At 72.0% G+C, this 20,385-nt stretch carries 18 protein-coding genes and 1 riboswitch; of the genes, 8 read left to right on the top strand and 10 right to left on the bottom strand.

Annotated features, from left to right (window positions below):
• Positions 1 to 131: 131 nt before the first annotated feature.
• The 3 genes from ACIPWA_RS16015 to ACIPWA_RS16005 all read right to left on the bottom strand — a co-directional run bounded on the left by ACIPWA_RS16015 (position 132) and on the right by ACIPWA_RS16005 (position 3,300).
• Complete coding sequence (locus tag ACIPWA_RS16015; RefSeq protein ID WP_068709373.1) at positions 132 to 2,168, bottom strand: beta-galactosidase; 2,037 nt, start codon at positions 2,166 to 2,168, stop codon at positions 132 to 134.
• A 134-nt stretch (positions 2,169 to 2,302) separates the two neighbouring features.
• Positions 2,303 to 2,710 (bottom strand): VOC family protein, encoded by a 408-nt coding sequence (locus ACIPWA_RS16010; RefSeq protein ID WP_400291574.1) that lies wholly within the window; start codon positions 2,708 to 2,710, stop codon positions 2,303 to 2,305.
• Positions 2,711 to 2,805: 95 nt separating this feature from the next.
• Entirely contained in the window at positions 2,806 to 3,300 is a 495-nt protein-coding gene (locus ACIPWA_RS16005) for an FBP domain-containing protein (protein WP_400291573.1), read from the bottom strand.
• Positions 3,301 to 3,774: 474 nt separating this feature from the next.
• On the opposite strand from ACIPWA_RS16005, the gene ACIPWA_RS16000 reads away from it, so the two are divergent.
• Positions 3,775 to 4,458 (top strand): rhomboid-like protein, encoded by a 684-nt coding sequence (locus ACIPWA_RS16000; RefSeq protein ID WP_400291571.1) that lies wholly within the window; start codon positions 3,775 to 3,777, stop codon positions 4,456 to 4,458.
• A 242-nt stretch (positions 4,459 to 4,700) separates the two neighbouring features.
• Here the strand turns inward: ACIPWA_RS16000 and ACIPWA_RS15995 are convergent, their stop codons facing one another.
• A complete protein-coding gene (locus ACIPWA_RS15995; RefSeq protein WP_400291570.1) occupies positions 4,701 to 6,131 on the bottom strand; it encodes an MFS transporter in 1,431 nt (476 codons plus the stop codon).
• A 287-nt stretch (positions 6,132 to 6,418) separates the two neighbouring features.
• Here ACIPWA_RS15995 and ACIPWA_RS15990 point away from each other — a divergent pair, with 287 nt between their 5' ends.
• The 4 genes from ACIPWA_RS15990 to ACIPWA_RS15975 are packed head-to-tail and all read left to right on the top strand — an operon-like array spanning position 6,419 to position 9,432.
• Positions 6,419 to 6,631 carry a heavy-metal-associated domain-containing protein gene (locus ACIPWA_RS15990; RefSeq protein ID WP_400291568.1) on the top strand — a complete coding sequence of 71 codons (213 nt, stop codon included), beginning with the start codon at positions 6,419 to 6,421 and terminating at the stop codon, positions 6,629 to 6,631.
• 8 nt (positions 6,632 to 6,639) lie between these two features.
• The gene (locus ACIPWA_RS15985; RefSeq protein WP_400291566.1) at positions 6,640 to 6,795 is read left to right on the top strand and encodes a hypothetical protein; all 156 of its coding nucleotides are present in this window, start codon (positions 6,640 to 6,642) and stop codon (positions 6,793 to 6,795) included.
• Positions 6,796 to 6,841: 46 nt separating this feature from the next.
• Entirely contained in the window at positions 6,842 to 9,112 is a 2,271-nt protein-coding gene (locus ACIPWA_RS15980) for a heavy metal translocating P-type ATPase (protein WP_400291564.1), read from the top strand.
• A gap of 47 nt (positions 9,113 to 9,159) precedes the next feature.
• Complete coding sequence (locus tag ACIPWA_RS15975; RefSeq protein ID WP_400291562.1) at positions 9,160 to 9,432, top strand: YHS domain-containing protein; 273 nt, start codon at positions 9,160 to 9,162, stop codon at positions 9,430 to 9,432.
• Between the two features lie 116 nt (positions 9,433 to 9,548).
• On the opposite strand, the gene ACIPWA_RS15970 is transcribed toward ACIPWA_RS15975, so the two are convergent.
• Positions 9,549 to 9,818, bottom strand: coding sequence for a GlsB/YeaQ/YmgE family stress response membrane protein (locus ACIPWA_RS15970; protein WP_400291560.1), 270 nt, complete (start codon positions 9,816 to 9,818; stop codon positions 9,549 to 9,551).
• 232 nt (positions 9,819 to 10,050) lie between these two features.
• Here ACIPWA_RS15970 and ACIPWA_RS15965 point away from each other — a divergent pair, with 232 nt between their 5' ends.
• Positions 10,051 to 10,299, top strand: a complete 249-nt coding sequence (locus tag ACIPWA_RS15965) for a DUF2630 family protein (RefSeq protein WP_056648330.1) — start codon at positions 10,051 to 10,053, stop codon at positions 10,297 to 10,299.
• 108 nt (positions 10,300 to 10,407) lie between these two features.
• Complete coding sequence (locus ACIPWA_RS15960) at positions 10,408 to 10,617, top strand: hypothetical protein (protein WP_056648334.1); 210 nt, start codon at positions 10,408 to 10,410, stop codon at positions 10,615 to 10,617.
• Between the two features lie 115 nt (positions 10,618 to 10,732).
• On the opposite strand, the gene ACIPWA_RS15955 is transcribed toward ACIPWA_RS15960, so the two are convergent.
• The 4 genes from ACIPWA_RS15955 to ACIPWA_RS15940 all read right to left on the bottom strand — a co-directional run bounded on the left by ACIPWA_RS15955 (position 10,733) and on the right by ACIPWA_RS15940 (position 15,026).
• Positions 10,733 to 11,317 carry a hypothetical protein gene (locus ACIPWA_RS15955; RefSeq protein ID WP_400291558.1) on the bottom strand — a complete coding sequence of 195 codons (585 nt, stop codon included), beginning with the start codon at positions 11,315 to 11,317 and terminating at the stop codon, positions 10,733 to 10,735.
• A 150-nt stretch (positions 11,318 to 11,467) separates the two neighbouring features.
• Positions 11,468 to 13,834 (bottom strand): 5-methyltetrahydropteroyltriglutamate--homocysteine S-methyltransferase, encoded by a 2,367-nt coding sequence (metE, locus tag ACIPWA_RS15950; protein ID WP_068627461.1) that lies wholly within the window; start codon positions 13,832 to 13,834, stop codon positions 11,468 to 11,470.
• Between the two features lie 20 nt (positions 13,835 to 13,854).
• Positions 13,855 to 14,904, bottom strand: a complete 1,050-nt coding sequence (locus ACIPWA_RS15945) for a methylenetetrahydrofolate reductase (RefSeq protein WP_056648341.1) — start codon at positions 14,902 to 14,904, stop codon at positions 13,855 to 13,857.
• Entirely contained in the window at positions 14,901 to 15,026 is a 126-nt protein-coding gene (locus tag ACIPWA_RS15940; protein ID WP_400291554.1) for a hypothetical protein, read from the bottom strand. The genes ACIPWA_RS15945 and ACIPWA_RS15940 overlap by 4 nt, the downstream gene beginning before the upstream one ends.
• A 5-nt stretch (positions 15,027 to 15,031) precedes the next feature.
• A riboswitch (SAM riboswitch) is annotated at positions 15,032 to 15,134 on the bottom strand.
• Between the two features lie 211 nt (positions 15,135 to 15,345).
• Between ACIPWA_RS15940 and ACIPWA_RS15935 the strand changes: the two genes are divergently transcribed.
• Positions 15,346 to 16,794, top strand: coding sequence for an outer membrane protein assembly factor BamB family protein (locus tag ACIPWA_RS15935; protein WP_400291552.1), 1,449 nt, complete (start codon positions 15,346 to 15,348; stop codon positions 16,792 to 16,794).
• 102 nt (positions 16,795 to 16,896) lie between these two features.
• Here ACIPWA_RS15935 and ACIPWA_RS15930 read toward each other — a convergent pair whose 3' ends face one another.
• Positions 16,897 to 20,301, bottom strand: a complete 3,405-nt coding sequence (locus ACIPWA_RS15930) for a CARDB domain-containing protein (RefSeq protein WP_400291551.1) — start codon at positions 20,299 to 20,301, stop codon at positions 16,897 to 16,899.
• Positions 20,302 to 20,385: the final 84 nt, after the last annotated feature.

Raw genomic sequence — 20,385 nt, 5'->3', positions numbered from 1 at the left:
GCAGGCGTCGGGAACCCGCGGGCGCCCGGACAACCGCGGAAACCGGGCACGGCCGCGGAGCACGACGGCCGGTCGCCCCTCCCGCGGGAGGGGCGACCGGCCTTCGCCGTCGGGCGTCGTGCGCGGCGGGGTCAGCCCTCGAGGACCACCAGGTCCCACGGCCCGACGGCGAGCACGTCGCCCTCGGTGACCCGGGCGCCGTCGAGCACCGAGGTCGCGGTGACCGGGGACGGGACCTCGACCGTGCTCGCGGAGTAGTTGAGCAGGTACGTCAGCTCCCGGCCGCGGCCGTTGGTGCCCCGACGGACCGTGACGCGACCCGCGAGGTCCTGGGGCCACGACCACAGGTCGGCGTCGCGCAGCAGGGCGCCGAGCACGTCGCGCAGGACCTCGGGCTCGGTCATGGTGCCGAGGTACGTCGCGGTGCCTGCGCCGAAGCGGTGGCGGGTGATCGCGGCGTACTCGCCCCAGGCGGGGTGGTCGTAGGTCGCGAGCACCTCGGCCCCCTCGGGCCGCAGGAGCTCGAGCAGCGTCCGGGCCTCGGGCGTGCCGTCGACCGCGTCGGCGAGCCGGCCTGCGGGGGCGAGGCGGGCGCCGTCGGGCGTCGTGAACTGGTTGTAGGTCATGCCGAACACGTCCGTGAGCCCGTGGGGCGCGCGGTCGTGCCAGACCTTGACGTGCTCGTCGGCGACCGCGGTGCGGAACGTCGAGACCAGGTGGCCGCCCTGCTCGACGTACGTGCGCAGCGTCGCCAGGGTCGACTCGGGGGCCGTGTACAGGACCGGCGTGACGACCATCGCGTACCGGGAGAGGTCCTCGACGTGCGGCGGGACGAAGTCCACCTCGACGTTCAGGTCGAACAGGGCGTCGTAGACCCAGCGCAGCACGTCGTTGTAGCCGATCGACGAGCCGAAGACCCCGTCGATGAACCCCGTCTCGAGCGTGAACCAGCGCAGCGCGGTGAGGGCCTCGTTGCTGACCATGATCGCGACGCGGTTCGTCTTGCGCAGGTGCAGCAGCGACTGGCCGTGCTCGGCCCACTCGCGCCCGACGACCCCCGACTCCTCGTACGTGGGGTTGGGCTCGAGGTCGTGCGAGAGCAGGCCCTTCCAGTACGTCTCGAACGAGTTGTGGATCGAGTGCCAGTGCCAGTACATGACGCCGAACGCGCCGGACGCGAGGTGGCTGTAGGCCTGGAGGCGGAGCTGGCCCGGGTAGGGCAGCCAGCCCATCTGGCCCTGCGCCTGGGTCTCGAGGACGAGGTAGCTCGCACCGTCCTTGATCGAGCGGGTCATGTCGCCGCCGAACGCGATCTCCTTGCCCGTGAGGCGCGACTGTGTGGGGTGGTAGATGTCGACCCCGGCCACGTCGACCGTCCGCGCGGCGCTGAAGTGGTCGACCGCGGGCTGCAGGCCGTAGGACCAGCCGGGCGACCAGTCGAAGTCGAAGTTCTGCGTGAGGAACTGGTCGTCGCGCGCGTACTCGCGCACGATCTGGGCCTGCCAGCCCAGGTACTCGTCGACCAGCCCGCGGCGGTAGCGGTCGAAGGCTGCACCGAGCGAGCCGTTGACCGTGCCGCGCACGTCGGGGAAGTCCTCCCACGCGTCGACGCGGTTGGACCAGTAGTCGAGCCCGTACGCCTCGTTGAGCGCGCCGAGGTCGTCGTCGAACAGCGTGCGCAGGTGCTTGACGAACGAGCGCTGCACCGCGGGCGACGCGGTGTCGTAGAACTTGGTCTCGTTGTCGAGCTGGAAGCCGACGACCGAGGGGTGCTGCGCCGTGTGGTCCACGAGCGCACGGATGATGCGCTCGGCGTGCAGCCGGAACGCGGGGTGCGTGATGTCCATGATCTGGCGCGCGCCGTAGCGCCCGCGGCCCGTGCTCGTCTCGGCGAGCACCTCGGGGTAGGACGCGACGAGCCACGCGGGCACGGCGTAGGTCGGGGTGCCGACGATCACGTCGAGCCCGGCGCGGGACGCGGCGTCGAGAGCGCGGTCGACGTGCGAGAAGTCCAGGACCCCGGGCTGGGGCTCGAGCGTGCTCCAGGTCGACTCCGCGATGCGGATCACGGTGTGCCCGGCCTCGGTCATCATCGTCGTGTCCGTGGCGATGCGGTCGTACGGCAGGTACTCGTCGTAGTAGGCCGTGCCGTAGAAGATCTTGTCCATCTCTCACCCTTCGTCGCGTGGCCGGTGCCCCACGTCGTCGGGGGCCGTGGCACCACGACCGACACTACCGAGTATCTACTCGGTAGTGAAACCGTGGGGCGACCGCGGGCGACGGCGTCCCACCGTGCGGCAGGTCAGGCGTGCGGCGGCTGGATGAGGTCCCAGGGTGTGCCGTACAGGTCCTCGAAGATCGCGACCGTCCCGTAGACCTCGTGGCGGGGCTCCTCGCGGAAGCGCACCCCGTGCGCGAGCATGCGCGCGTGCTGGGCCGCGAAGTCGTCGGTCCGGAGGAAGAAGGCGACCTCGTCGCCCGCCTGCCGCCCCACGCGGGCGCGCGCGTCGTCGGACGTCGCGAGGGCGAGCACCAGTCCCGTGTCCGCGCCGTCCGCGCCGGTCCCGGCACCCGGGCCGACGACGACGCGGCGCCACCCGCCCTCGAAGGTCTCGTCCTGGCGCAGCGTGAAGCCGAGCGCGTCCGTGAAGAAGGCGATGGCGTCGTCGAGGTCGTGGACGAGGTACGTGGCGTTCTCGAGGCGGAGCATGACGGGAGCCTAGCCGCGACAGGTGTCCTGGGTGTGGCGACCGCGGGGCGGTGCCGGACGCCCGGCACCGCCCCGCGAAACATGACCGCGCGCGGTCAGACCTCGCGCAGGACCTCGCGCGCGAACTTCACGGACCGCTCGCGCAGGCCCGCGATGCGTCGCTCGACGAGCCCGACCGGGTCCTGCCCGGCCTCGACGATGGTCGGCTTGCGGCGCACGTTCCTGGAGCAGCCGAACTCCGTGCAGATCAGGGTGCCGATCGTGTCGCCGTTGCGACCGGCCGTGCCGGCCCGGCGCACGACGTACAGCGACACGTCGTCGGTCGCGATGACGTCCTCGCACCACGCGCACACCGCGCGGCGACGCGACGCCGTGCCCTCAGGGGCGCGCAGCGCGAGACCCACCAGGGCGTCGTCGACGGTCAGGACGACGTAGGCGCGCAGCGGCGCCTTGCGGTCCACCCATCCGAGGTAGTCGAGGCGGTCCCAGCGCAGGTCCGCCAGGTCGGACGGGAGCGTGAGCTGGGACGCCTCACGGCGCGAGGCGTTCACGAAGGACGAGCGGATCTGCTTCTCGGTCAGGGGGTTCATGGTTCTACCACTCTCGTGCGGAGGGGCCGTCGTGAGCGCGGCGCGCTGCTCGGCCGACGAGGGTCGGCAGGTGCGTGCGTCGAGCGACGGCAGGAGGGGGTCGGTCCGACCGGTGAGCACAGGTCACCGGAGGACAGGACGTCCGCCGAGGTACGCCGATCAGCCGACGCGACCGTGCGGTCCGTCGGGGTGGCGCCGTGGGGCGTCAGGCGTGCTGGGCGGGCGTCCGGCCCGCGCCCGAGCAGGCCAGGACGGCCGCCCCGCTTCCTCGCTGCATCGTGATGCGCTCCAAGATCAGGTGGCCGTGGGCTCGTCCCGCGGCACAGCTCTCCGTCGATGGTACGCCCGACGGCGGAGCCGCCCCAGGGGATATCGGTCACCCGCCGTCGTGGTCGCGCCGGGCGCCCGCAGTCGGCGGGCGGGCGGGGGCACCCTCGAGGCGCTCGCGGGCCCGCCCCGACGTACGGTGGCGAGATGACGGACGCTCCGACGGGGGGCGCGAGCGCCCCGCAGCTCGTGCGCCACGCGCTGACCGACGTGTGGCGTACCGTCTGCCGGGCCGACCTCGCGATCGCCTACTGCTCCGTGGTCCTCGTGGTCGCGGCCGTGCTGTGGTTCCTCCCCGAGGGGACCCGCGACCAGGTCCTGGAGGACACGAGCACCAACCTTGCGAACCTCCGCGACCGCCCCTTCTCGGTGCTCCTCGCGAGCGCGTTCGTCATCTCGAGCGCGGGCGAGGTGCTCCTGGTGCTCCAGCTCCTCGTGGTGCTGGCCTATGCACAGCGCTTCGTCGGTCGGCTCGGGGCGCTCGCGGTCGGGTTCATGGGGCACGTCGGGGCGACCGTCTTCACGGCCATGGTCCTGACGACAGGGATCTTCCACGGCTTCGTCAACCCGGGCGTCGCGAGGGTCGACGACGTCGGGGTCAGCTACGTCATGGCGACCGTGATGGGGTTCCTCACCGTGGTGGTGCCGCGTCGGTGGCGCTGGTGGTGGATCGCGTTCGTCGTCGTGTACTGGGTCGGCCCCGGGTTCCTGGCGCGGAGCTTCACGGCGGTGGGGCACACGACCGCGCTGGTCATCGGGCTCACCGTCGCGTTCGTCGCGGGGCGGACGCGGCAGGCGGCCGGGTGGGCTGGCGACATCCCGGGACGGTGACCCTGCTCGGGGGACCTCGCGTCGGGTGGCCCGGCCGGGTGGGCGGGCCAGCCGGGCGGGGTGGCCCGGCCGGGCGGGTTGCTGCGGGCCGCCCGCCCGCTCCCGGACCTGGTGGGCCGGGCGGGCCGCGGCCCGGGGCCACCGGGCATCTCTGCCGTGTGGACCCGGACCCCGGCGTCGAGCGGGCTCGGCCGTCGTGCGAGGCGCCCTGCGACCTTCGTCGCGGAGCCAGCGGCTAGCGGCTAGCGGCCGATCGTTCCGTCGGACGCGGCGACGGGCACGCGGGGCCTCGACATCGCGACGGCCGTCACGACCGCTCCGACCAGGGCGAGGGCTCCCGCCCCGACGAACGCCGCGGAGTACCCCTGGGTCAGGTCGACCCGTGAGGGGTCGGTACCGGAGACGACGTGGACGACGGCCGTGAGCGCCGCGAGCCCGAGGGCGGAACCGATCTGATAGCTCGTGCTCACGAGGCCCGAAGCGACGCCCGTCTCGGCCGCGGGTGCGGCGTTGATGGCGGTGCCGAGCGAGGGGACGAACGCGAGGGACATGCCGAGCGCTGCCAGGAGCGACGCGGGCAGGACGTCGACCACGTAGCTGCCGTCAGGACGGACGAACGAGAGCCACACGAGTCCGGCCGCCAGCAGGAGGAGGCCCGTCACGATGAGCGACCGCGCGCCGAACCTCTGCTGGAGCCGCGGAGCCCAGGCCAGCATGACCAGCACGACGAGACCGGTCATCGGGAGGAGCGCAGCGCCCGCCGCGAAGGAGCTCGCACCGAGGACCTGCTGCAGGTAGAGGTTCAGGAAGAACCACATCGAGACCCACGCGGCCCCCAGCAGGAGCTGCGCCCCGTTCGCCGCGCCGAGCTGGGGAGCGCGGAGCAGCCCGAGGCGGAGCAGCGGGTTGCGGCTGCGTGCCTGGATGACGAAGAAGATGCCGAGCAGGCCGATGCCTCCGGCGAGCACGCCGAGGGTGGGTGCGGTGAGCCAACCGACCTCCGGGGCGTTGACCACGGCGTAGACGACAGCAGCGAGCCCGGCCGTCACGGTGAGCGCCCCGGCGACGTCGATCGAGCCCGAGGGCTTCCGGGGGGTGCGCGGGAGCGTCGTCGCGGTGAACGCGAGCACGAGGACCGCGATCGGCACGGTCACGTAGAAGACCCAGGGCCAGCTCGCGTACTCGGTGAGGACCCCTCCGAGGAAGACCCCGGCGCTGCCTCCGACCGGAGCCGCTGCGCCGTAGACCGCGAAGGCCTTGGGGAGGTCACGGCTCCCGCCGAAGAGCATCATCAGCAGGGTCAGTGCGGCGGGCGCGATCATCGCGGAACCGGCGCCCTGGATCGCGCGGCCCGTGATCTCGAGCCCGACGCTGCTCGCGGCTCCCGCCAGGATCGATCCGACGATCAGCACGACCCAGCCCAGCGCGAAGATCTTCCGGGCGCCGAACACGTCGGCGAGGCGGCCGCCCAGCAGGAGCAGGCCGCCGAACGCGACCACGTAGGCGTTGAACACCCACGACAAGGACTCCGGCGTGAACCCGAGATCTCTCTGGATGTCCGGCAGCGCGACGCCGATGATCGACGTGTCCATGATGACGACGAACTGCGCCGTGGCGATCAACGCCAGGCCGAGCCACCGCTTCGTCGGCGACAGGGGTGGATGGGTAGACATGAGCTCTCCTCCTGAGGAACGGCCGGCAGACCCGGCGTCGCAGAACCTATACCCATAGGGGGTATGGGTGTCAAGGATGGGCGAACATGCTGATGAGCGGCTTCCGGCTCGACGTGGAACTACCCCGTAGGGGTATCTGGCCACTCGTCCTTCGTCGATCGGTGGAGATGTCCCTTCGCCCCGAGGAGCGGGGGGAGGATCGTGCTTGCGCTATACCCCCAAGGGGTATACATTCACGATCCAGAGGTACCCGGTGGGGGTATCGCTTCACGAGAGGGAGGCCCGCGATGGCCACGAACGAGTACCAGGTGTCGGGCATGACGTGCGGCCACTGCGAGCTGTCGATCCGCGAGGAGGTCGGACAGGTCGCCGGGATCGAGGACATCCAGGTGAGCGCGCAGACGGGTCGGCTCGTCGTGACGGGACCCCAGCCCGTCGACGACGCGCAGGTCCTGGCCGCGGTCGAGGAGGCCGGCTACTCGGCCGTGCGTTCGGCATGAGGACCGGTGTGCGACTGACCCTCTACGGGCTCGGGCTCGTCGTGGCCTTCGGCAGCGCGTTCGGCGTCGCCGGCGCCGTCGTGCCGGAGAGTGCCGTGGCCGGCTGGACCGGGGGGACCGAGACGGGCCGGCACGACGACGTCTCGCACCCGCAGGGCCCCTGAGCGAAGGGCCCGACCCTTTCCCACCAGTCGAGAGAAGGAGCTGCACATGAGCACAACAGCGCCCGCGGGCGTGACCACAGGCGTCGAGCTGGAGATCGGTGGGATGACCTGCGCGTCCTGCGCGATGCGGATCGAGAAGAAGCTGAACACGCTCGACGGTGTGGTCGCGACCGTGAACTACGCGACCGAGAAGGCCCGTGTGACGGTCCCGGACGGGTACGACCCGGCGGTGCTGATCGCCGAGGTCGAGAAGACCGGGTACACCGCCGCCCTGCCCGCGCCCCGAGGTGGGCGCAAGGTCGGAGGACCCACAGGAGGAGGAGAGGAGGGCGACCCCGAGCTGACCTCGCTGCGCCACCGTCTGATCGGTGCGGTCGTGCTGACCGTGCCGGTCATCGCGATGGCCATGGTCCCGGCCTGGCAGTTCACGTACTGGCAGTGGGCGTCGCTCGCGCTCGCCTCGCCCGTGATCGTGTGGGCGGCCTGGCCGTTCCACAAGGCGGCGTGGGTGAACCTCAAGCACGGCGCCGCGACGATGGACACCCTGATCTCGATGGGCACCTCCGCCGCGTTCCTGTGGTCGGTGTACGCGCTGTTCTTCGGCACCGCGGGCACCCCGGGCATGACGCACCCGTTCGAGCTCTCGCTGGCACCGTCCGACGGTGCGGCGAACATCTACCTCGAGGTGGGGGCCGGGGTCACGATGTTCATCCTCGCCGGCCGGTACTTCGAGAAGCGCTCCAAGAAGCAGGCCGGCGCGGCCCTGCGCGCACTGCTCGAGCTCGGCGCGAAGGAGGTCTCGGTACTGCGCGGAGAGGTCGAGACCAAGATCCCCGTCGAGGACCTGCAGGTCGGCGACGAGTTCGTCGTCCGCCCGGGCGAGAAGATCGCCACGGACGGCGTCGTGGTGACCGGCACGTCCGCCGTGGACGAGTCCATGCTCACCGGGGAGTCTGTACCGGTCGAGGTCTCCGCGGGAGACACCGTCACCGGCGCCACGACGAACGCCGGCGGTCGGCTCGTGGTCCGTGCGACCCGGATCGGGTCGGACACGCAGCTCGCGCAGATGGCCCGGCTCGTCGAGGACGCCCAGACCGGCAAGGCCGAGGTGCAGCGTCTGGCTGACCGGATCTCCGGCGTGTTCGTCCCGGTCGTGATCGTGGTCGCGGCCCTCACTCTGGGGGGCTGGCTGGGCGCCGGGTTCCCCGTGACCGCGGCGTTCACCGCGGCGGTCGCGGTCCTCGTGATCGCGTGCCCCTGCGCCCTGGGGCTCGCCACACCGACCGCACTCCTGGTCGGCACCGGCCGCGGCGCGCAGATGGGCATCCTCATCAAGGGCCCCGAGGTGCTCGAGTCCACCCGCACGATCGACACCGTCGTGCTGGACAAGACCGGCACGGTCACGACCGGCAGGATGACGCTCGTCGACGTGGTCGTCGAGCCCGGGGTCGATCGTGCCGAGCTGCTCCGGCTCGCCGGCGCACTCGAGGACGCGTCCGAGCACCCGATCGCCCAGGCGGTCGCCAAGGGCGCCACCCAGGAGGTCGGTGCCCTGCCGATCCCCGAGGACTTCGCGAACGTCGAGGGCAAGGGAGTGCAGGGCGTCGTCGACGGCCACGCCGTCCTGGTGGGTCGCGAGTCGCTGCTCGCCGAGTGGTCTCAGGAGCTGAGCCCCGCCCTGGCCGCCACGAAGGCGCGTGCCGAGGGCGAGGGCAAGACGGTCGTCGCCGTGGGCTGGGACGGCCGCGCGCGCGGCATCCTGGTCGTGGCGGACACGGTGAAGCCGACGAGCGCCGAGGCGATCGCGCAGCTCAAGGGCATCGGGCTGACCCCCGTGCTGCTCACCGGCGACAACGAGGCCGTCGCCCGGCGGATCGCCGCGGAGGTCGGTATCGACGAGGTCATCGCCGAGGTCCTCCCGAAGGACAAGGTCGACGTGGTGACCCGCCTCCAGCGCGAGGGGAAGACCGTCGCGATGATCGGTGACGGCGTCAACGACGCCCCCGCCCTCGCCCAGGCCGACCTCGGGCTCGCCATGGGCACGGGTGCCGACGTCGCGATCGAGGCGTCCGACATCACGCTCGTACGCGGCGACCTGCGGAGCGCGGTCGACGCGATCCGCCTGTCCCGCAAGACGCTCGTGACGATCAAGACCAACCTCTTCTGGGCCTTCGCCTACAACGTCGCGGCCATCCCCGTCGCGGCGCTCGGCATGCTCAACCCCATGCTCGCAGGGGCGGCGATGGCGTTGTCGAGCGTCTTCGTCGTCGGCAACAGCCTGCGCCTGCGCGGGTTCCGGAGCGTCGCCAGACCGTGACGCCCCGACCCTCACACCCACTGGAACCACGAAGGGAATCACCCACGATGACGAACGAACCCCCGGCGCCCACGAGCTGTTGCAGCACCGGCACGGCCGACCCGGACGTGGCGGGCACAGGCTCCGAGACCGTTCCCGGAGCGGCGAGCGACGACATGACGACCTGCCCGGTCATGGTCGGGAGCGCGGTCAGCAAGAAGGCTGCCGAAGCGGCGGGCCTGTATCGCGACCACGAGGGCGAGCGGTACTACTTCTGCTGCGCCGGGTGCGGGCCTGCGTTCGACGCGGACCCCGCCCGGTACGCCGTGGGCGTGGCGTAGCGGCGGACGCACGAAGGGCCCGCCTCCTCAGGACGAGGAAGCGGGCCCTTCGCTCTGCCACCGCGGCCGGACGGGGCGCGACGAGCGCGCGGTGACGGCCTGGGGGAGCGGGTCGGTCAGGCGGTACGACCGTTGCGCCCGCGCACCGCGCCGTAGATGCCCAGCACGATGACCGAGCCGATGATCGCGAGCAGCCACGTCTGGATCGAGAAGAACTCCTCGAGGGGCGCCGAGAACAGGACGCTCCCGAGCCAGCCGCCGAGCAGCGCACCGACGATGCCGAGGAGGATCGTCATGAGGATCGACCCGGTCTGCTTGCCCGGGAGGATGGCGCGAGCGATGAGTCCGGCGAGCAGTCCCAGAACGATGAATGCGATGAAGCCCATGTCATTCTCCTTTTGTCCCGAATGTGCCTTATTGGCCGGTAAGCACCTACCTTGACAGCGTTCCGCGCGGCTCGCACGTCGAATGGCGCAGATCGTCGGACACGTCACGTTCCGGGTGATTCGGGTTGCGACGAGCAGTCGGCGGTGGCACCGCGCGTCCCCGTGCGCGCGGACTGCACACCGGTGGGCGACCCGTCGGGCGCGCGCCGCGCCCCGGTCGTACCGTGGGGGAATGACCGAGGACCGAGGGATCCGGCAGTACATCGGCGACCTGGTGGCGGAGGAGCGGCGCCTGCGCGACGAGCTCGCCGGTGGGGAGATCACCGCGTCGGAGGAGCACGTGCGGCTCCGCGCGATCGAGACCGAGCTCGACCAGTGCTGGGACCTGCTGAGACAGCGCGACGCCGCGAGGGAGTTCGGGAGTGACCCGGATGCCGCGTCGATCCGGGATGCCGGTACGGTGGAGCACTACCTGGACTGACGGCCGGACGCCTCGCGTGCGTGACGTCGTCGGGCAGACGCCCCCCGCTCGCGCGGGGGAACCCCGCGAGACCCCACCGAACGACACGACCAGTACGGAGCGAAGAGCATGAGCAGCCAGACGACGCAGCGCAACGAGGCCACCGAGCGAGCCGGGGCCGTCGCCCGCTTCCTCGTGGCGTTCATCCTGTTCGTGGGCGGGATGGTCGCCTTCGGGTGGGCCTTCACGGTCGAGTCGGGCCACGCCTGGATCTTCTCCGCGGGCCTCGCGCTGGTCACGCTCGGCTGCTTCATCCCGATGGCCGGCCGGGACCGCTGACGCCGGACGGCACGCACGACGAGGGGCCCAGCACCGCACGGTGCTGGGCCCCTCGTCCGTCCCGGCGGCTTCCGTCCGCCGCGCGGCCCGGGAACGGGCGGCGCGGGTGCCTACCTCAGGCGATGCGCGGGAGCTGCGCGAGCGCGGCGACGACCTCGATCGCGTCGGCCTTGCCGAGCTGGACCTTCTGCGCCATGAAGGCCTTGGTGGCCACGCTCTCCTCGGGCAGGCTCGAGCCCGCGAAGACCTCCATGAGGGCGCGCGCGTCGGCCTCGGGCAGACGGAAGCTCACGACCTGCGTCAGGTTGCGCAGGATCGCGGTGCGGTCGGTCTCCGAGAACCCGAGGCGCAGCGTGAGGGAGCCCTGCTCGATCCGCGTGTACGCGTAGGTGACGTCGGAGAACGGACGCGCGGGCCCGTCGCCGATGCGCAGCGTGCGTGTCTGGAGGTCCACCGAGAACGGCGTGGCCTGGCGCACCCAGTAGACGAGGAACGGGAGGATGATCGCGAGCACCGCGACGACCGCGATCACGAGGAACAGCCCGAAGTTCTCGTCGTCGCCGAACCGCAGGAACGCGATGAGCGCGAGCAGCGCCACGGCCAGGAACGGGGAGACGGCAGCGGTCAGCCGCATCTTCTTCCGGCCCTCGGCCCAGAGCAGCTGGTCGGTCGTGGTCGGTACGGGTGCGGCGGCGTGCATGGTTCCCCCATCGGGACGAAGAGTCTCGCCCCACGGTGGAGCGAAGTCGTGCGCGCCGATGCTACTGGTGGCGGTGGTCCCCAGGGAATGGGGAGAACTTCCCGGGGAGCGGTGGGCCGTGGGCCCGCCGCTCCCCGGGTGTCCCGAGCGTCAGCCGAGCTGGGCGCGCACCGCGTTCGTCGCCGCGACGAGGTTCTCGAGCGAGGCCACGGTCTCCTCGTAGCGACGCGTCTTGAGACCGCAGTCGGGGTTGACCCACACGAGGCGCGAGTCGATCGACTTCACCGCGAGCTCGAGGAGATCGGTGACCTCCTCGGTCGAGGGGACGCGCGGCGAGTGGATGTCGTAGACACCCGGGCCGATCCCGCGGGCGTAGCCGGCCTCGGCCAGCTCGGGCACGATCTCCATGCGCGAGCGCGCGGCCTCGACCGACGTCACGTCGGCGTCGAGCCCGTCGATCGCCCCGATGACCTCGCCGAACTCCGAGTAGCACAGGTGCGTGTGGATCTGCGTCTCGGCCTCGACGCCCGCGGTCGCGAGGCGGAACGAGCTCACCGACCAGTCGAGGTACGCGGCCTGGTCGTCCTTGCGCAGCGGGAGGAGCTCGCGCAGCGCGGGCTCGTCGACCTGGATGATGCCGATGCCGGCCGCCTCGAGGTCCGCGATCTCGTCGCGCAGCGCCAGGCCCACCTGGTTGGCCGTGTCGCCGAGCGGCTGGTCGTCGCGCACGAACGACCACGCGAGGATCGTGACCGGACCGGTCAGCATGCCCTTGACCGGCTTCTCGGTGAGCGAGGCCGTGAACGTCGACCAGTCGACCGTGATGGGGGCGGGACGCGTGACGTCGCCCCACAGGATCGGCGGGCGCACGCAGCGCGAGCCGTAGGACTGGACCCAGCCGTTCGCGGTGACGGCGAACCCGTCGAGGTTCTCCGCGAAGTACTGGACCATGTCGTTGCGCTCGGGCTCGCCGTGCACCAGGACGTCCAGGCCGATCTGCTCCTGGAGCTCGACGACGCGGCGGATCTCGTCCTGCATCGCGGTCGTGTAGTCGACGTCGGACAGCTCGCCCTTGACGTTGAGCGCGCGGGCGCGGCGGATCTCCGGGGTCTGCGGGAACGACCCGATGGTCGTGGTCGGCAGCAGCGGGAGGTTCAGCTTGGCCTGCTGGGCGGCCGCGCGCTCGGCGTAGTCGCCGCGCGAGAAGTCGCCCTCGGTCAGGGCTGCGGCGCGCTCGCGCACCGCAGGCACGACGACGCCGCTCGCCACCGCGCGCGAGGCCACCGCGGCGCGGGACGCCTCGATCTGCTCGGCGACCGCGTCACGCCCCTCGGTCAGTGCCCGGGCGAGGATCGCGACCTCGCCGACCTTCTGGTCCGCGAACGCGAGCCAGTCACGCAGGCGGGCGTCGATCGAGCCGTTCGTCCAGTCCTCGGCTTCGACGTCGTGCGGGACGTGCAGGAGGGAGGTCGAGCTGCCGACCGACACGGCGCCGGCACCCAGCCCGCGCACCGCGTCGAGGACGTCGAGCTTCGCGGTGAGGTCGGCGCGCCAGATGTTGTGGCCGTCGATCACGCCCGCGACGACGGTCTTGTCCGCGAGGCCCGCGACGGGGCCCGCCGGGACGGCGCCCTTGACGAGGTCGAGCGAGATCGCCTCGACGTCGGACGCGGCCAGGAGAGCGAGGCCGTCGAGGCCGTCCTGCCCGGAGCCGACGAGCCCGCCGAACGGTGCCCCCACGAGGATCGCGGGACGCTCGGTACCCACCGCGAGCTCGGTCGCGAGCACCCGGTACGCCTCGGTGATCGCGGCGTGGACCTCGGCGGCCGGCACGTCGATCGAGTCGGACACGAGCGCGGGCTCGTCGAGCTGCACCCACGGTGCACCGGCCGCGGCCAGGGCGCGCAGCAGCTCGACGTACACGGGCAGGACGTCCGCGAGGCGCGAGAGCGGGCTGAAGCCGGGCGCGCTGTCGTCGGCGGCCTTGGACAGCGCGAGGAACGTGACGGGCCCGACGACGACGGGACGGGTCACGACGCCCGCGGCCTTGGCCTCGACGAACTGGCGCACGATGCGGTCGTCCGCGAAGCGGAACGGCGTGGACTCGCTGATCTCGGGGACCAGGTAGTGGTAGTTCGTGTCGAACCACTTGGTCATCTCGAGCGGAGCGTCCTCGCCCGCGCCGCGCGCGACCGTGAAGTAGCCCGCGAGGTCCAGCGCGCCCTTCTCGTCGGTGAGCGACGCGAAGCGCGACGGGACCGCCCCGAGGAGAGCGACGACGTCGAGCACCTGGTCGTAGTAGGAGAACGAGCCGGGCACGGCGCCCGACGAGGCGTCGAGGCCCAGGTCGACGAGACGCTGGGCGGCCGCGACGCGCAGCGCCGAGGCCGTGGCCTCGAGCTCGTCGGCCGTGGTCCTGCCGGCCCAGAAGGACTCGACGGCCTTCTTGAGCTCGCGGCGCGGGCCGATGCGGGGGTAGCCGAGGACGGAACCGGAGGGGAACGTGGGTGCACTCATGGTGATTACCTCTGAACTGGTCAGACCGATGCGCTGCCCAGGGCAGGCTCGGAGGAGGGAAGGGGAGTGCCGGAGACCCACGGCCCGCTGGCCAGGTCGGGGGTGCGGGACGAGACGCCGCTGGCGTCCCCCGCTGCCCCACCGCCGAGGTCGACTCCCTCGAGCAGGTCTAGAGCGGCTTGGTGCTTGTTGAAGGTGTAGATGTGGAGGCCGGGCGCGCCGGCCGCGAGGACCTGGCGAGCGAGCTCGACCGAGTGCCGGATGCCCAGCGCGTGGCGCGCGGCCGGGTCCGGCTCCGCCTCGAGGGCCTCGACGACGCGACGCGGCGCGGGGACCCCCGTGAGCTCCTCGACGCGTGCGAGGCGGGCCGGGTCCGTCATGGGCAGGAGGCCCGCGAGGATCGGGATGGTTACGCCGGCGGCGCGCGCCTCGGCGACGAAGTCGATGTAGGACGACGCCTCGTAGAAGAGCTGCGTGATCGCGAAGTCCGCTCCGGCCTGCTGCTTCTGCCAGAGGCGGCGCACCTCCTGGGTGCGGCTCGTGCCCGCGGCGAGGTTGCCGTCGGGGAACGTCGCGACCGCGATGGTCAGGGGGCGGGCCGCGCCGCGCAGCGCGACGCTCGGGCTCGCGGCGCAGCGCGCTGCCTCGACCTCGCGCAGCAGGGCCACGAGCTCGGTGCTCGACCGCACGCCGTCCTCGGCGGGGCGCCAGTCGGGCTGGTCGCGCGGCGGGTCCCCGCGCAGGGCGAGGAAGCTGCGCACTCCCGCGTCGAGGAAGTCCGTGATGACGTCCTCGACGTCCTCGCGCGAGGCACCCACGCAGGTCAGGTGCGCGATGGGCAGCACGGGCGTGCCGTGCAGGAGCTGGCTGATGACGCGGCGAGAGGTCTCGCGGTCCGTGCCGGCCGCGCCGTAGGTGACCGACACGAAGTCGGGCGAGGTCGCGACGAGCCGGCGCGCGGTCTCCCAGAACTTGGGCGCGGCGTCGGGGCGGCGCGGGGGCATGAGCTCGAACGACACCGTGGGTCGCGGCGCCTCGTGCCCGAAGTGCCCCAGGTCGACGATGCTCATCGGGCGACCGCCGGGAGGGCGAGGGGCGCGCCGGCGGTGACCACGGTGGCCGTGCGCGGGGCGCGGTGGACGGTGCACAGGACCCCGTGGTGCGGGGTTGCGCGGAAAGATGCCTCGGTCATGAATCGCTCCATCGAACCTGGCTGTAGCACCCGTACCCGCGGGAGGCTTCCGTTGGGGGGTTGCTGCGGTGTCAACGAGCCAGGACTCTCGACCGCTCTGGATGGTGTTGACGATCGTAGGGGGAATCCATGATCTGAGCCAGTATCTGCTCGAAGAGTGAGACAGAAGGGTCTGGCGGTGCGGATTCGACCCGTTTCACGGTTCTCACGCACTCCCGCGCGGTGCTCCGTCGGTCCCGCGGGCGCTCTCCCAACGTACGCCCGTCGGCGGTCCCGAGGGAGGTCGGGGCGCCCCGCCGGCGACCACTAGGCTCCGAGCGTGCCCCGCCGACGCAGCCAGCAGACCGTCACGTTCGTGCTCGACGACTCTGCGGAGGAGAACGACCTCGACGCGCCGGGCGGGCCGGACCCGGCTGGAGGGCAGGGGGGACCGGCGCGCCGTGGGCGCTCCCCGCAGACCCGACGTCGGCGCGCGGGCCTCGTGCTCGGCGTCGCCGCGGTCGGGGTCGCGCTCGCCGTGGTGCTCGTGGACAGAGCGTCGACGCAGGACGACACGCACGAGGCGATCGAGCGGACCGACGGCGGCGTGCTCGACCTGAGCCACGCGCCACGCGACCTGTGGAGCGTCACGACCGACGGCGGGACGCCCTTCGTCGTCGACGACCTGCTGGTGGTGCCGGGCCGCTCCGGTCTCGCGGGGTTCGACGTCGGGACGGGCACCGAGAGCTGGCGGCTCGACGAGCTCGCGGGGCAGGACTGCAGCGCGAGCACGGAGTCCACGGCCGGCTCGACCGAATCCGCTGTCGGGGACGGGACGGCGAGGTTCGTCGTGTGCCTCGAGACCGCTGCCGACGAGGTGACCGCCCGGCTCGTGAGCCTCGACGGCTCGGTGGTGGCCGACGGCGTGCTCGACCTGGCGGCGGGGACCCCGACCGTCGGGGTCGGTGGCGTGGTGCTCCAGGCGAGCAGGGACGCGGCAGGGGCCGTGGTGCGCGCCACCGACGTGCGGACGGGCGAGGTCGCGTGGGAGCAGCGGCTGACCGTGCGGGAGTCCGGCCTGGAGTGGACGTGCGAGGGATCGGTGGGGGGCGTCCTGCGGACCGAGGTCCGGTCAGGGGTGGTCACGGTGTTCGGCTGCGGGGTCTGGTCGTTCCTGACCGCCGACGGCCTGGTCGTCGACGAGCCCCTGGCTCTGACGACGGTTGCCGCGCTGGGTGACGGGACGTTCCTCCGGTCGTCGGGTACCGCTGTGGCGGGCCCGGCCGACGCCCTGGCGGCAGACGGTACGGTGCGGTGGACGAGCGAGGGACTGCTGCTCGAGGGCGGCGCGCACCACGGGACGACCCAGGACCTGATCCTGCTGGACCAGGGCGACGCGTTGCTCGCGCTGCACCCCGGCGGCGCGACGGCCTGGACCGCACAGGTCGCGGCGCGGCAGGTTCTCGTCCGGACCGCGGACGTCGTGATCGTGCAGACCATCGACCGGGAGACCGTCGCGCTCGACGCCGTGACGGGCGACGAGCGGTGGCGTCGCGTCGTCGGCCCGCTCTCGGACGCTCTACCGCAGCGCGTCGGTGGCACCGGCGCCGACGGGGCCACGGCGATCCTGGTGGGGCCGGCCGCGTCGGGGGGATACACCGTGGTGGCGCTCGACCAAGCGACGGGCGATGTCCGGTGGACCCAGGAGCACGGCGGGGATCCTGAGGCGTTCCTGGCCGCGGACGGGCGGTTGCGGTTCGACCGGTCGGCGATCACCGGGCTGGGATGAGAGTGCCGGGCCGCCGGGCCCCGCGGTCGACCCGACGAGCTGCGCGACGCCGTCGTGCGGCGCCAGGACCCCCTGGCACCGCACGACGGTCGAGCTCCTCGGTCAGCTCCCCGAGATGACGAACTGCGAGCCGGGCTCCTTGTCGATGTCCCCCTCACCGGAGTTGGTGATGGTGACGCCCGACAGGATCGCGTTGCCGCGCGCCCCGCTCATCGCGAGGATCCCGGACCCGTTCTGCGACCCGTCGATGCGGACGTTCGAGATCCGGACGTCGGGCATGCTCCCGCCGCCGTTCTTGAACTGGATCCCGTCGTAGGTCGAGTCGTAGACGTCGGTGTCGCGGATGATCACACCCGTGATGTCGTGCGTCTGCGGGAACAGCGTGATCGCACCGAACTCCTGGTCCTCGTTCCAGAACGCCCCACCGGTGCGGTAGAGCCCGTTGTTGGCGATGAGCGTCGTCCCCGAGAACGGCAGCGGGGAGTGGTCGGTCGCCAGCATGATGCCGGGGTAGTTCGCGGTGTCGGAGATCAGGTTGTTCTCGATCGAGTTGTCGTAGCCGCCGTAGATCGCGATCCCGTTGGCGCGCCACGGCAGCTGGACCGTGTTGTTGCGGAACGCGTTGCTGTGGGCGACGTCGACGGTGCGGTCCTTGACGTAGGGGTTGGCCCAGACGGCGAGCGCGTCGTCGCCCGTGGTGCGGAACGTCGAGTTGACGACGAGCGAGTTGCGCGTCCCGTTGCTGAAGTTGATGCCGTCCGCGTAGGTGTTGCGGATGCGCATGCCGGTGAGCTGCAGCCCGTCGGCCGGCCCCCACAGCTCGGGGATGTTGTCGTAGTCGCGACCGACCCACACTCCGACGTTCGCGTGCTCGATCCACACGTTGCTGATCTTCGTGTTCTTGCCGAACCGGCCGTTGAGGCCGACGCCACCCTCCTCCTGGGCGTTGTTGCCGCGGATCCGGCCGGACCCGAAGATCGCGATGTCGGAGATCTGGACGTTGTCGTCGATGTCGAACCCGAAGTTGCCCTCGTGCGGGTGGTTGATGACGCCCGGGGCGAGGTGCGGCTCGAGGAGCGTGTAGAGCTGCGAGTGCCACATGCCGGCACCGCGGATCGTCACGTCGCTGATACCCACCTGGTTGTGCATGCCGCGGTTCAGCGGGTCGTCGGTCAGGATCTTCTTCTCCTGGCGCCACTGCCCCGCCGGGATCCACACGCACTCGATCTCGCCGTTCTGGTTCGCGGTGACCGCGGCCTGGATGGCGGCCGTGTCCTCGAGCCCGTCGTTCGGCACGGCGCCGTACTCGGTGATCGACGTGCACTGTGCGGGCTTGGCGGTCGGGGGAGCGACCTGCTCGAGCTCGACGAGGTCGATGACGTAGAACGCCGCGTCGTCCCCGGCGTCGCGCTGGAGCGTGAACACCGTGCCAGCCGGGAAGGATCGGCCGAGCAGCGCGTGCGACTCGTCGAAGAGACGACGTGCGTCACCGCTGGGCGTGTTGCTCAGCGACTCGGGCCCGTCGGAGGTGCCGTAGAGCCAGGAGTGCTTCGACGACAGGGTCAGCTTCTGCACGAACTGGCCGTCCGCGTAGAGGCTGATGGTCTTCTCCTGGCCCCCGCCGCCGGGGGCGTCGGGGATCGAGCTGCGCACGACGATCGAGTTCGTCGCGCTGGTCGAGGTGAGCTGGACGTACTGGCCCGTGCTGGTGAGGCGCACGGACTCACGGCCCGACGACTCCGAGGCGAAGTTCGTGTGCCCGAACGTGCGCAGCGGGTCGGCCTGGAGCAGCGTGCCCGTGTACTGACCCTTCTCTGCCTCGTACGTCGTGTACGGGACGGCCGCGCCGCGGCCCACGGTCACGGTGAGCGTGCCCGTGTTGTTGTTCTCGTTCGTCTCGGCGACGACGTCGGTCGCGTCGGCAGTGGCCGTCACGGTGGCTCCGCCGTTGGTCGCGGTCCACGAGCCGCTCGGGGAGACCGTGACGGTCGCGCCCGCGGCGATGGCCGGCGTCGTGCCGCTGAGCGTGGTCGAGCCGGCGACGACGCGCGTCACCGAACCGGCCGGGACGGGCTGGTCGCCGCGGTTGCGCACCTGCACCGAGAACGTCACGGCCGCACCGACGGCGGGGTTGGCCGGGGTGGACGAGACCGAGACGATCTCGAGGTCCGGCCCGGGCGCCTCGCCCACGACGAGCTTCGTCGGGGACGTGAAGGCGTTGTCGGTCTCGTCCTTCTCGACCACGGTGTTCGTCGGGTCCACGACCGCACCGATCGTGTACTGGCCCGCGGGACGGGCGCCGATCGCGACCGTGACCTGGGTCGACGCGCCGGGCTGGAGCGCACCGACCGCGGCCGAGCCGACCTTCTGGCCGTTGGCCGTGACGTCCAGCGTGGTCGCCGCCGATGCGCGGTCGCCCGTGTTCCTGACCGTCGCCGTGAGCGCGACGGGGGTCGTCGCGTCGGGCGCGGCCGGTGTCGCGCCGACCGCCGTGACGGTCAGGTTCGGGTTGGCGGCCGGGGTGCCGTAGACCTCGAGCTCGGCGACCTGGCCGTTGCCCGCGCCGGTGTTGGCCGTGAACTGGAGCCGCACGTCGGTGACGCTCCCTGCCACCGTGATGCTGCGGGTGTTCCCGGTCGAGGGCGCGAACGCGTAGGCCGCAGAGGCCTTGAGCTGCTGCCAGGCCCCGCTCCCGGACCGGCCCCACACCGAGAAGGTCTGCGTGCGCGGACCCCAGGCCGCGTCAGGGTTCAGCCTGACGGTCACGGTGCTGACCTCGGTCGGGGAGGCGAGCTGCACGTCGAGCGTCGACGGGTACTGCCCGCCCGCGCCCTCCCAGTAGGTGCTCGGCTGCCCGTCGACGGCGTTGCCCGCCGCGAACTGCCACTCGGTCGAGGAGGCGACGGCCGGCCGGCTCTTGGCATGGTTGGTCCCGGACGGGTCCGTGGGGGTCTCCGTGGGCTCGGGCGTCGGCTCGCCCGACCCGTCGGACGTGCCCCAGACCTGGAGCTCGGCGACCTGCGCGTTCGCCGCCCCCGTGTTGCCCGTGAAGGCGAGGCGGACGTCCGCGACCTCGGCCGAGACCGGGATCGCGACGCTGTTGCCCGTCGCCGGGTCGAACGCGTAGGCCGCCGAGGCCTTGAGGGTCGTGAAGGTCGTCGCGCCCTCGGCGCGGCCGAGCAGCGAGAAGGTCTGGGTCCGTGAGGACCAGGCGGAGGGCGGCGGCAGCTTGACCACGACGCGGTCGAGGTCGGCGTCCTTGCCGAGGCTGACGGTCAGGTGCGAGGGGTACTGCCCGCCCGCGCCCTCCCAGTAGGTGCTGGTGCTGTCGTCGTTCGCGTTCGAGGCCGCATAGCTCTGCGTGACCGACGAGGCCGCGACGGGCTTGCCGACGGCCAGGTTGGTCGGTGCGGGGGGCGCGGCCTGTGCCACGGCCGCCGCGCCGAGCGGTACGACGAGCGCGATCGCGGTGCTCACCACGACCAGGTGCTTCAACGGTGTTCTCATGATCGTCCTTGATCTCCCGCCCAGGGCGGGTCGGTCTTCCGGGTGCGGGGTGGTCGGGGACGACCACCCCGGGGGCCCGACGAC

The organism is Oerskovia enterophila (assembly GCF_044748475.1).
GTDB lineage: Bacteria > Actinomycetota > Actinomycetes > Actinomycetales > Cellulomonadaceae > Oerskovia > Oerskovia enterophila.
Note: the sequence above shows the minus strand (reverse complement) of the source record. Positions and strands in the feature narration are given on the sequence as shown.

Coding starts and splice junctions, on each gene's coding strand:
- ACIPWA_RS16015 (WP_068709373.1), bottom strand. CDS start 2,168: ATGGACAAGATCTTCTACGGCACGGCCTACTACGACGAGTACCTGCCG.
- ACIPWA_RS16010 (WP_400291574.1), bottom strand. CDS start 2,710: ATGCTCCGCCTCGAGAACGCCACGTACCTCGTCCACGACCTCGACGAC.
- ACIPWA_RS16005 (WP_400291573.1), bottom strand. CDS start 3,300: ATGAACCCCCTGACCGAGAAGCAGATCCGCTCGTCCTTCGTGAACGCC.
- ACIPWA_RS16000 (WP_400291571.1), top strand. CDS start 3,775: ATGACGGACGCTCCGACGGGGGGCGCGAGCGCCCCGCAGCTCGTGCGC.
- ACIPWA_RS15995 (WP_400291570.1), bottom strand. CDS start 6,131: ATGTCTACCCATCCACCCCTGTCGCCGACGAAGCGGTGGCTCGGCCTG.
- ACIPWA_RS15990 (WP_400291568.1), top strand. CDS start 6,419: ATGGCCACGAACGAGTACCAGGTGTCGGGCATGACGTGCGGCCACTGC.
- ACIPWA_RS15980 (WP_400291564.1), top strand. CDS start 6,842: ATGAGCACAACAGCGCCCGCGGGCGTGACCACAGGCGTCGAGCTGGAG.
- ACIPWA_RS15975 (WP_400291562.1), top strand. CDS start 9,160: ATGACGAACGAACCCCCGGCGCCCACGAGCTGTTGCAGCACCGGCACG.
- ACIPWA_RS15970 (WP_400291560.1), bottom strand. CDS start 9,818: ATGGGCTTCATCGCATTCATCGTTCTGGGACTGCTCGCCGGACTCATC.
- ACIPWA_RS15965 (WP_056648330.1), top strand. CDS start 10,051: ATGACCGAGGACCGAGGGATCCGGCAGTACATCGGCGACCTGGTGGCG.
- ACIPWA_RS15960 (WP_056648334.1), top strand. CDS start 10,408: ATGAGCAGCCAGACGACGCAGCGCAACGAGGCCACCGAGCGAGCCGGG.
- ACIPWA_RS15955 (WP_400291558.1), bottom strand. CDS start 11,317: ATGCACGCCGCCGCACCCGTACCGACCACGACCGACCAGCTGCTCTGG.
- metE (WP_068627461.1), bottom strand. CDS start 13,834: ATGAGTGCACCCACGTTCCCCTCCGGTTCCGTCCTCGGCTACCCCCGC.
- ACIPWA_RS15945 (WP_056648341.1), bottom strand. CDS start 14,904: ATGAGCATCGTCGACCTGGGGCACTTCGGGCACGAGGCGCCGCGACCC.
- ACIPWA_RS15940 (WP_400291554.1), bottom strand. CDS start 15,026: ATGACCGAGGCATCTTTCCGCGCAACCCCGCACCACGGGGTCCTGTGC.
- ACIPWA_RS15930 (WP_400291551.1), bottom strand. CDS start 20,301: ATGAGAACACCGTTGAAGCACCTGGTCGTGGTGAGCACCGCGATCGCG.